General features: G+C 69.1%; 9 protein-coding genes. 3 read left to right on the forward strand and 6 right to left on the reverse strand.

Annotated elements, in window-relative coordinates:
• Nucleotides 1-63: 63 nt before the first annotated feature.
• From M1R94_RS16160 to prfB, 6 genes are all read right to left on the reverse strand, one after another.
• A complete protein-coding gene (locus M1R94_RS16160; RefSeq protein WP_249382748.1) occupies nt 64-1,932 on the reverse strand; it encodes a DUF2207 domain-containing protein in 1,869 nt (622 codons plus the stop codon).
• Complete coding sequence (gene smpB / locus M1R94_RS16165) at nt 1,929-2,399, reverse strand: SsrA-binding protein SmpB (RefSeq protein WP_249382749.1); 471 nt, start codon at nt 2,397-2,399, stop codon at nt 1,929-1,931. The genes M1R94_RS16160 and smpB overlap by 4 nt, the downstream gene beginning before the upstream one ends.
• Nucleotides 2,400-2,460: 61 nt before the next feature.
• Nucleotides 2,461-3,855 carry a M23 family metallopeptidase gene (locus M1R94_RS16170; RefSeq protein ID WP_249382750.1) on the reverse strand — a complete coding sequence of 465 codons (1,395 nt, stop codon included), beginning with the start codon at nt 3,853-3,855 and terminating at the stop codon, nt 2,461-2,463.
• Between the two features lie 5 nt (nt 3,856-3,860).
• Nucleotides 3,861-4,775 carry a permease-like cell division protein FtsX gene (ftsX, locus tag M1R94_RS16175; RefSeq protein ID WP_249382751.1) on the reverse strand — a complete coding sequence of 305 codons (915 nt, stop codon included), beginning with the start codon at nt 4,773-4,775 and terminating at the stop codon, nt 3,861-3,863.
• An 8-nt stretch (nt 4,776-4,783) separates the two neighbouring features.
• A complete protein-coding gene (ftsE, locus tag M1R94_RS16180) occupies nt 4,784-5,473 on the reverse strand; it encodes a cell division ATP-binding protein FtsE (RefSeq protein WP_249382752.1) in 690 nt (229 codons plus the stop codon).
• Nucleotides 5,474-5,677: 204 nt separating this feature from the next.
• Nucleotides 5,678-6,790, reverse strand: a complete 1,113-nt coding sequence (gene prfB, locus M1R94_RS16185) for a peptide chain release factor 2 (protein ID WP_249382753.1) — start codon at nt 6,788-6,790, stop codon at nt 5,678-5,680.
• A gap of 320 nt (nt 6,791-7,110) precedes the next feature.
• Here prfB and M1R94_RS16190 point away from each other — a divergent pair, with 320 nt between their 5' ends.
• The 3 genes from M1R94_RS16190 to M1R94_RS16200 form a co-directional block, all read left to right on the forward strand.
• Nucleotides 7,111-8,421 carry an ABC transporter substrate-binding protein gene (locus M1R94_RS16190; protein WP_249382754.1) on the forward strand — a complete coding sequence of 437 codons (1,311 nt, stop codon included), beginning with the start codon at nt 7,111-7,113 and terminating at the stop codon, nt 8,419-8,421.
• 164 nt (nt 8,422-8,585) lie between these two features.
• On the forward strand, nt 8,586-9,644 hold the full coding sequence (locus M1R94_RS16195) for a carbohydrate ABC transporter permease (RefSeq protein ID WP_249382755.1): 1,059 nt from the start codon (nt 8,586-8,588) through the stop codon (nt 9,642-9,644).
• Nucleotides 9,641-10,152 (forward strand): ABC transporter permease family protein (locus M1R94_RS16200; RefSeq protein WP_465245966.1); only part of this gene is annotated, 512 nt, incomplete at its 3' end. The genes M1R94_RS16195 and M1R94_RS16200, both read left to right, overlap by 4 nt.

The following is a 10,152-nucleotide window of genomic DNA, read 5'->3' on the forward strand; positions in this document are numbered from 1 at the left end:
GTCGAACTCCTGTGGATCGGGTAGGGGGTGCGGCGAGGGCCACGGATCGAACGCTACCGGCCCTCACCAGCTCCCGCCTCCGCCACCACCGACCCCGCCACCGCTGAACCCACCACCGCCGGAAGAGCCTGATGAGCCGGGGGTGGGGGCGGTCAGCGAGGTGTCGGCGAGGCTCGTGAAGCTCGACAGCTCGTGGCCCAGGGTGGCCCCGTGGGCCCAGAAGGCCCCGTGGGCGTACCCGGGGGCGGTGTACCAGGCGGGCTCGACCATGGCGCGTCCCTGGGCGGCGAGGTCCGCGAAGACCTGTGCCCACCGCTCGGTGATCCCGAAGGCCACGGCGTAGGGCAGGTAACGGCTGAACAGGTCCTCGCCCTCCTCGAAGCGCAGCTGGTCGCCTTCGGCGGTCTCGAGGTACAGGCGGAAGCCCTCGGCCTGGGCGAGGATCGCCGAGCCGTCCGCGGTGCGCGCCGGGGCCGTCCCGGACATCGACGTGAGCACGACGCCGAGAACGACGACCGCCACACCCACCAGCGCCCACGAGGTCCAGATCGCCAGGACGACTGTCAACGCCACCCCTGCCACGAACAGCAGGATGCCCCGGCCGGCCCAGCGGTTGCGCAGGGTCTGCGGGTTGCCGCGGAACCATCCGCGCTCGGTCACGTCCTCGTACAGGGCGGTCTGGAGCGAGGTCATCGAGCCCGAGAACGTGGTCCGCAGCTCCGACAGGCGAACCGAGGTGCGTCCCTCGAAGAGCTCGTCGAGCAGCGCCCGCTCGTAGCCCAGGAGCTGATCGGGAGACCGGTCCGAGCGGTGCAGCACCCAGTCGTCGTCCTCGTCCGAGTCGTCAGGGGCGGTGGTCCGCTCGATGCTGAGCCAGCCGCGCACCGCGAGGTCGATGATCGTGGCGGTCACGTCGTGAGGGTCGGCGCGCTCGTCGACCAGCGTCCCGATCTGGCCGGGTCGGAAGCCCTCGGGCGGGGTGAAGCGGACGGTGGGCGAGCCATGCCGTCGGGCGCCGACGGCGTGCTCCTGACCCTCGGCCGGCATCAGGCCCGGGGTCAGCCCCAGGTGCTGCTCGTCCTGCCCACGGCGCCGCATCCGGGTCACCACGAGCAGCCCACCGCCCAGGGCGACCGCGGCCGCGGCGCTGCTCGTACCAGGGGTCAGCGCGAAGGCCCGGCCCGGGCTCCAGCGGTCCTGAAGGATCGGCTCGGCGCCCGCGAAGGTACCGGCGGGGAACTGGGCGAGCACCGTGAGCTGCTCGCCAGGGCTGAGGGTGGCCTGCTCGAAGGAGGCTGTCGTGCCCTCGTGAGCGACGGTGGTGCACTCCTCCTGCGACCCGGCGAAGCACTCGGCGCCGGTGACCTCGGCGGGCCCCGTGACCTGGACGCTCACGTCGTTCATGGGGACGACCCAGTGGTCACCGATGACGTTGAGGTACAGCTCGTCCGCGCGCAGGTCGAAGGCCCCCGCGGCGTTGACCCACCCTTCGACCGTGTACGTGACCCGGTAGGAGTGCACCCCGGTGACGTCCTTGCTGTCCTCGTCGCCGATCCTGATCTCGACCCAGCCCTCGTTCTCCTCGAGGTGGACGTCGGCGGCCGCCGTCTCGCTCGTCGCACGGACGTCGCGGAAGCGGTAGATACGGTCCTGGGTGTCGTCGTGGCGCTGCTTGACGACGTAGGTCAGGTAGGGCCCGTGGTTCGGGGACTCGCCGAAGTCCATGTCCAGGTCCAGGACGACATCGGCCGTGCCGTCCGCCGCGAGCTCGATGGTCTGGGAGTACCGCACGACGGTATCCACCCCGTCCTCCGCCGCGGCGGGGACGGCGAGGGCGAGGGCGGCCCCGAGCACGCCACCCAGGGCCAGCGCAGCGCGGGTCAGCGTGCGCCGAGCGGCCGGACGGCGACTGCGGTCGGTCGGGTCGCTCACCGGTTCTTGCGCAGGCTCATCGCGGCCTGGGCCTCACGGTCGTCCTGCTTCTCGCGCAGCGTCTGGCGCTTGTCGTACTCCTTCTTGCCTCGGGCCAACGCGATCTCGACCTTCGCACGGCCGTCGACGAAGTACAGCGACAGGGGGATGATCGTGCGGCCCTTGGCCTGTGACTCGTGGTCCAGCTCTTCGATCTCGTGCTTGTGCAGCAGCAGCTTGCGCTTGCGTCGTGGAGTGTGGTTGGTCCAGGTCCCCTCGGTGTACTCGGGGATGTGGACGTTCTCGAGCCACGCCTCACCGCGCTCGACGCTCGCGTAGCCGTCGACGAGTGAGGCCCGGCCGGCGCGGAGCGCCTTGACCTCGGTGCCCGTCAGGACCAGGCCGGCCTCGAAGGTGTCGTCGATGTGGAAGTCGTAGCGCGCCTTCTTGTTGTTCGCGACGACCTTGCGTCCGCTCTCCTTGGCCATGACCCCAGGCTACGGGGTCGAGCCACCACGGAGCCCGATCATTATCGGCGGCAGGCGCAGGTCACAGGTAGTTCATCGGGTTCTGGGTGGCACCGTTGATGTAGACCTCGAAGTGCAGGTGGCAGGCGGTCGACGTTCCTGTGGTCCCCGAGTAGCCGACGACCTGACCCTTGGACACCTGCTGCCCGGCGCTCACCGCGAACCGTGAGAGGTGGTTGTAGCTCGTCATGAGCGAGCTGCCGTTGTGGTATCCGTGGTTGAGCATGACCTGGTTGCCGAACCCGCCGCGGTAGTAGGCCCACTCCACGGTGCCGGCAGCCGAGGCGATGATCTCCGTGCCGCAGTACGCACGGAAGTCCGTTCCCGCGTGCAGCTTGCGGTAGCCGTAGACGGGGTGCACCCGCCACCCGTAGTGCGAGGTGATGACCGGCGGGTTCATCGGGCTCGGGTAGGCGAGCACGCGGCCGGGGTTCTGCGCAGGAGGCAGACCCGGCGCAGGCGCAGGCGCGGGAGGGGCCGGACGCCCGGCAGCGGCAGCCTCCCGTGCGGCCTGCTCGGCGGCGGCCTTCGCCGCTGCTGCTGCCGCCTCGGCCTGCCGCCGGCGCTCCTCGTCCTGCTTGCGGATGATGGCAGCGAGCTCGTCCGCCAGGGCCGCCTGCTGCTGCTCGAGCTGGGCCTGACGGGCCAGCTGATCGGCACGCTGGCTCTCGATCTGGCGGGTGCGCAGCTGTTGCTGCTCACGCAGCTCCTCGAGCTCGACGGTGCGGGCCTCGGCCTCCGCGCGGGCGGCCTGCGCCTCGACGACCTTGGCGTCCGCCTCGGCCTTGAGCCCGACGATCTGGTCACGCACCGCGGCCAGGCGGGCCTGGCGGTTGCGGTTCACCCCGTTGATCTGCTCCAGGTCGCGCAGCGCGCGTGTCTGGGTGCGCAGGGCGGTCGAGGCCAGCGCCGTCTGCTCGACGAACTCGTCGGTGCTCTGCGAGTCCAGCACGGCCGCGAGGGACGAGGTCGCCATGTCCCCCTTGTAGGCGTCGCGCGCCATCTGGCCGATCGAGTTCTTGATCAGTCCTGCACGCTCCTCGTCCCCGGCGATCTGCCCGGTGATGAGGGTCTCCTCGCCCTCGGCGACCTCGAGCCGGTCGGCGATGATGGCGGCCTCGCGCTGGAGCTGCTCGAGCAGCTGCTCGGCAGCGGCGAGCTCGGCCTGGGCGACCGGGATGCGGGCCAGGATGCCGTCGAGGGCAGCCTGGGCGGCCAGCAGCTCGGCGTCGGTGTCCTCGAGGTCGGCCTGGAGCTCTTCCATCGCGCGCTCGTTGGCCTGCTGCCGACGCTCGGTCTCGTCACGCTGCGAGCCGTAGTCGGTCGCCAGAGCAGGGATCGCGACCGTGGCGCCCAGGACGAGGGTGCTCAGGGAGGCGACCAGGACGGTACGTAGCGTGCGGGGCGTCATCGACATGGGCCTCAGACCTTCGTATATCGGCTCAGGGTGACCACGGAGGAGATCGCGGCGAGACCGATCGCGACCACGATCAGGACCGGTGCGATGGTCCACACGGCATCGGTCCCCACGTACGGGATGAACCGCACGGTCTGGGCGAGCCAGTCCTCGACGAGGTAGCGGACGCCGAACCACAGGCCACCCACGGACAGCGCGGCCCCGATGGTCGCGGCGATCGCGCCCTCGAGCATGAACGGCAGCTGGATGAACAGGTTGGACGCACCGACCAGGCGCATGATGCCCGTCTCCCGGCGACGGCTGAGGGCGGACAGCCGGATCGTGGTGGTGATCAGCAGCACAGCGGCGAGCAGCATGACCGCCGCGAGGCCCACCGAGAGCAAGGTCGCGCGGTTGAGCACCAGGATCAGCGGCTCGATCACCTCCCGCTGGTCTCTGACCTCCTCGACACCCTGACGGCCGGTGAAGACGTCGGAGACCACCTGGTACTGCTCGGGGTCCACCAGGGCGACCCGGTAGGAGGCCTGCAGCTGGTCGGCGGTGACCCCCTGGGCCCACCACTCGCCCTCGAAGCGCTCCTGGAAGGCCTCGTAGGCGTCCTCCTTGGTCTCGACGAAGACCTCGTCGACGTACTCCGCGAGCGCCTCGGACTCGAGCTCGGTGAGGATCGCGTCCCGCTGGTCCGCGGTCACCTCACCTCCCGCGCAGGTGGGTGCGTCGGACTCCGAGGGGCACAGGAAGATCGAGACCTCGACGCGGTCGTACCAGTCGTCCTTCATCTCGTTGATCTGGAGCTGGAGCAGCGCGGCCGCTCCGACGAAGGTCAAGGACACGAAGGTGACCAGGATGACCGAGATAGTCATCGAGAGGTTGCGGCGCAGGCCGAGGCCGATCTCGGAGAGGATGAACTGGAGTCTCATGTCGCCCCTCAGCGCTCGGAGCCGTAGACGCCGCGGGCCTGGTCGCGCACCATCTCGCCGTCGACCAGCTCGACCACGCGCTTGCGCATCTGGTCGACGATCTCGTCGTCGTGGGTGGCCATGACCACGGTGGTCCCCGTGCGGTTGATCCGGTCGAGCAGGCGCATGATCCCCACGGAGGTGGTCGGGTCGAGGTTCCCGGTGGGCTCGTCGGCCAGCAGGATCGAGGGCCGGTTGACGAAGGCCCGCGCGATGGCGACGCGCTGCTGCTCACCTCCGGACAGCTCGTGCGGGCGACGCTTCTCCTTGCCACCCAGGCCGACGAGCTCCAAGGTGTCGGGCACCGTGGTCATGATGTGGTGCCGTGGCTTGCCGATCACCTGCAGCGCGAAGGCGACGTTCTCGAAGACCGTCTTGTTCGGCAGCAGCCGGAAGTCCTGGAACACCGCACCCATCTGGCGGCGCAGGTGCGGCACCTTCCACGTCGAGAGGGTCGACAGGTCCTGGCCCGCGACGAAGACCCGGCCTGCGGTGGGTCTCTCCTCGCGCATCACCAGACGTAGGAAGGTCGACTTCCCCGAGCCGGAGGAGCCGACCAGGAAGACGAACTCCCCGCGCTCGACCTCGAGGTCGATGCCGTCGAGCGCCGGACGGGCGCCACGGGCATAGACCTTGGTCACGTTCTCGAATCGGATCACAGGGTTCCGGCCAGGCTCGGGGACGGGGGGCAGGGTCGCTCGGCGTCGGACTGAGTCCGGCGCGCAGGGCGTTTCGAGCCTAAGCAGGCCCACCGCGAGCGATGGCCGGGACACGCCGCGTGGACCTGTCCGTCTGCCCGCCGCTGCCGAGGATGAGCGAGGTTGGTCCGGTTCGTCCCGGTCTCGGGGGCGGTGCGGGGGAGATCAGCTCTGCGTCCCCGCACCACGGCGCCAGCGGATGCCGGCCTCGATGAAGTCGTCGATCTCCCCGTCGAAGACCGCAGAGGGGTTGTTGACCTCGTGCTCGGTCCTCAGGTCCTTGACCATCTGGTAGGGCTGGAGCACGTACGAGCGCATCTGGTCGCCCCAGCTGGCCTTGACGTCACCGGCCATGGCCTTCTTCGAGGCAGCCTCCTCGGCCTGGCGCTGGAGGAGGAGCCGGGACTGCAGGACACGCAGCGCGGCGGCGCGGTTCTGGATCTGCGACTTCTCGTTCTGCATCGAGACCACGATCCCGGTCGGGATGTGCGTCATCCGCACGGCCGAGTCGGTGGTGTTGACCGACTGGCCGCCCGGACCGGAGGACCGGAAGACGTCGACCTTGATCTCGTTCTCGGGGATCTCCACCGAGTCGGTCTGCTCGATGAGCGGGATCACCTCGACCGCCGCGAAGGAGGTCTGCCGGCGGCCCTGGTTGTCGAAGGGGGAGATGCGGACCAGTCGGTGGGTGCCGGCCTCGACCGAGAGGTTGCCGAAGGCGTAGGGCACCTTGATCTCGAAGGTCGCGGACTTGAGCCCGGCCTCCTCGGCGTAGGAGGTGTCCAGGACCGCGGTGGGGTAGCCGTGGCGCTCGGCCCACCGCAGGTACATGCGCAGGAGCATCTGGGCGAAGTCCGCAGCATCCACGCCGCCCGCCCCGGCGCGGATCGTGACGACCGCCTCGCGCTGGTCGTACTCGCCGGACAGCAGGGTGCGCACCTCCAGACCACCCAGGTCCTTGCGCAGCACCGCGAGCTCCTTCTCGGCGTCCGCGAGGGTCTCGGCGTCATCCTCCTCGGTCGCCATCTCCACGAGGGTCTCGAGGTCCTCGATGCGCTGCTCGAAGGTCTCGATGCGCTCGAGGTCGGACTGCGCGTGGGAGAGCGCGGAGGTGACCTTCTGCGCGGCGTCGGTGTCGTCCCACAGGTCGGGCGACGAGGCCTGGTCGGAGAGCTCGGCGATCCGGGTGCGCAGGGCCTCGGGGTCGGTCACCGCGCGGATGGTGCCCAGGGTGCTGCGCAGGGCGCTGATCTCGGATGCGAAGTCGGTGGCTGCCACGACCGTCCAGGCTACCTGGCGAGCGGGCCCGAGCTCGAACCGGCCGACGGCGCGGGCTCCGGGGGAGTGCGGTACCGAGGTGTCCTCGGCGTGGATGCGTGTCCACCGGTGACAGTGACCTGGATCACTTGTCGCGCGATCGTGACCGCATCGTGATGCGAGTCTCGTTTCCGACCGTGCTCATCTGGCGCTACCGTGGGAGCGTTCCCGCGTGGGAGCGCGTCCATCGCACTGCACGCAGGGCATGAGAGCACGGCTGCCAGGTTCTGGTGGCTTGGGACGGGTGGCATCGGTGCTGCTCGACGACGAAGGAGTCACAGGTGCGTACTTCCAGGTCGCGGTTGGCGGTCACTGCGGGTATCGCGGGGATCGCTTTGGTTGCTGCTGGGTGTAGTGGTGATGCGGGTGAGGGGGACTCTCCTGAGCCGGGTGGGTCGGACGCCGGTGGTGGTGGTGAGGAGATCACGCTGACCGTGGCGACGTTCAACGAGTTCGGGTATGAGGACCTGTTGACCGAGTACATGGACCTCAACCCCGGGATCGTGGTGGAGCAGAAGAAGGCCGCCACGGCCAACGAGGCGCGCGACAACCTCAACACGCGTCTGGCCGCGGGGTCAGGTCTGGCGGATGTGGAGGCGGTGGAGGTCGACTGGTTGACCGAGCTGATGCAGTTCCCGGACAAGTTCGTGGACCTGTCCGACCCTGAGGTGGAGGGTCGGTGGCTGGACTGGAAGACCGACTCGGCGACCACCGAGGACGGGATGCTGTTCGGGTATGGCACCGACAGCGGTCCTGAGGCGATCTGCTACCGCCCGGACCTGTTCGAGGCGGCGGGTCTGCCGACCGATCGGGCGGAGGTCGCCGAGCTGCTGGAGGGTGACTGGGAGAACTACTTCAGCGTGGGTGAGGACTTCGTGGGGGCCTCGGACGCGGCGTGGTTCGACTCGGCGGGTGCGACCTACCAGGCGATGGTCAACCAGCTGGAGAACGCCTACGAGGCCGATGACGGCACCCCGCTGGGGCTGGAGGGCTCTGAGGTCGAGGACCTGTTCGTCACCGTCCTGGAGGCCAGTGTCGATCGCGGGCTCTCGGCGAACCTGGCGCAGTGGAGCGATGACTGGTTCGCTTCGTTCCAGACCGATGGGTTTGCCACGATGGCCTGCCCGGGGTGGATGCTGGGGATCGTCGAGGGCAATGCTGCGGGTGTGAGCTGGGACATCGCTGATGTCTTCCCCGGTGGGGGCGGGAACTGGGGTGGGGCGTTCTTGACGGTCCCGGCCCAGGGCGCTCACCCCGAGGAGGCCAAGGCGTTGGCGGCATGGTTGACGGCCCCTGAGCAGCAGATCAAGGCGTTCGCGGTCACGGGGAACTTCCCCAGCCAGGTCGAGGCGCTGACCTCGGATGACCTGCTGGGTGCGACCAACGAGTTCTTCAACAACGCTCCGACCGGTCAAATCCTGACCAACCGGGCCGAGGCCATCACGGCCACCCCGTTCAAGGGTCCGAACTACTTCGCGATCCACACCACGGTCACCGATGGGCTGACCCGGGTGGACGTGGACGGCACCGACGACATCGCCTCCTCCTGGGACAAGTCGCTCCAGGCCTACAGCGAGCTCGGCCTGGGCTGAGCCCGACCGCACCTTGCCTGGGCCCTGAGCCCCTCGTGCTGGGCCGCCGGGAGATCCTTCCCGGTGGCCCAGCCGGGGGTGGGGTTCACGGTGGGTGCCCGGCGCCCCGGTGGGGCGCCGCTCGTCCTTGACCGCTGTCCCTTGACTGATGCCAGGAGCGCGTGATGGCCACCCTCAGCACCACCGGTCTGCCCCCCGAGACCCACAACCCCGGGTCCGAGCGCACCCCTGGCCCCTTGCGGGGTCTTGAGGGTGGTTCGTGGCGTCAGCGTCGGGGGCGGTGGGATGTCAAGCTCTCGCCGTACCTGTACATCTCCCCGTTCTACATCGTGTTTGCGGTGGTGGGGCTGTTCCCGTTGGTCTACACCGCTTACGTCTCGGTCCATGACTGGCACCTGATCGGGGGTCAGGGGGCGTTCGTGGGGGCCCAGAACTACCTGGACGTGATCGCCCAGCCGAGGTTCGCCACCGCGTTGCGCAACACCTTCTCGATCTTCTTGCTGTCCTCGGTGCCCCAGGTCCTGGCCGCGATCGTGATCGCCGCGATCCTGGACGCCAACATCCGGGCCCGCACGTTCTGGCGCATGGGGGTGCTGCTGCCCTACGTGGTGGCCCCGGTGGCCGTGGCACTGATCTTCTCGCGGCTCTTCGCCGACCAGGCCGGGCTGATCAACACCCTGCTGGGTCAGGTCGGGGTCGGCCCGGTGCGCTGGCACGCCGACCCGCTGTCCTCCCACATCGCCATCGCCACGATGGTCAACTTCCGCTGGACCGGGTACAACACCCTGATCTTCCTGGCCGCGATGCAAGCCGTGCCCCGCGACCTGTACGAGGCAGCGGTCATCGACGGCGCCTCCCGGCTGCGCCAGTTCGTCTCGGTGACCGTCCCGATGCTGCGCCCCACCGTGATCTTCGTGGTCATCACCTCCACCATCGGCGGCCTGCAGATCTTCGACGAGCCCCGCATGTTCGACCAGCTCGGCATGGGCGGAGCCGACCGGCAGTGGATGACCGTGACGATGTTCCTCTACGAGCTGGGCTGGGGCGCCCAGAAGAGCTTCGGGAGAGCCGCGGCCGTGGCCTGGATCCTGTTCCTGATCATCATCGTGATCGGACTGATCAACTTCGCCATCACCCGACGCATCGCCTCGGGCGGGGCCCCACCACCCACCAAGACCAAGACCAAAACCACCAAGACCACCCTGCGCGGAGGTGCCCGATGAGCCAGTCCGTGCCCATGATCGCCCAGAGCGCCGGAGCCGGCGCCGCACGCGCCGCCGCCCGCAAACGCGGCCTGCGCACCGCCGGGGTCAACCGCCGACCCGGACCGATCACCTACACCCTGCTGGGCATCGTCCTGGCGATCTCGGTCTACCCCATCTACTACGCCATCCTGCTGGCCTCCTCCGACCCCATCACCATCGCCCAGAACCCCATCCCCTCACCCATCCCCGGACCCAACCTGCTGGACAACCTCACCCGCGTGGTCACCTCAGACATCAAGTTCTGGCCCGCAGTGACCAACTCCATCATCGTGGCCGTGATCACCTCAGCCTCCGTGGTCTTCTTCGCCACCCTGGCCGGCTACGCCTTCGCCAAGCTCCGCTTCCGCGGCCGACGCCCCCTGCTGATCTTCATCATCGCCACCATGGCCGTACCCACCCAGCTCGGCGTGGTCCCCCTGTTCATCGTCATGTCCAAGCTCGACTGGACCGGCAAGCTCATCGCCGT

It is taken from the genome of Actinotalea alkalitolerans, assembly GCF_023369855.1.
GTDB lineage: Bacteria > Actinomycetota > Actinomycetes > Actinomycetales > Cellulomonadaceae > Actinotalea.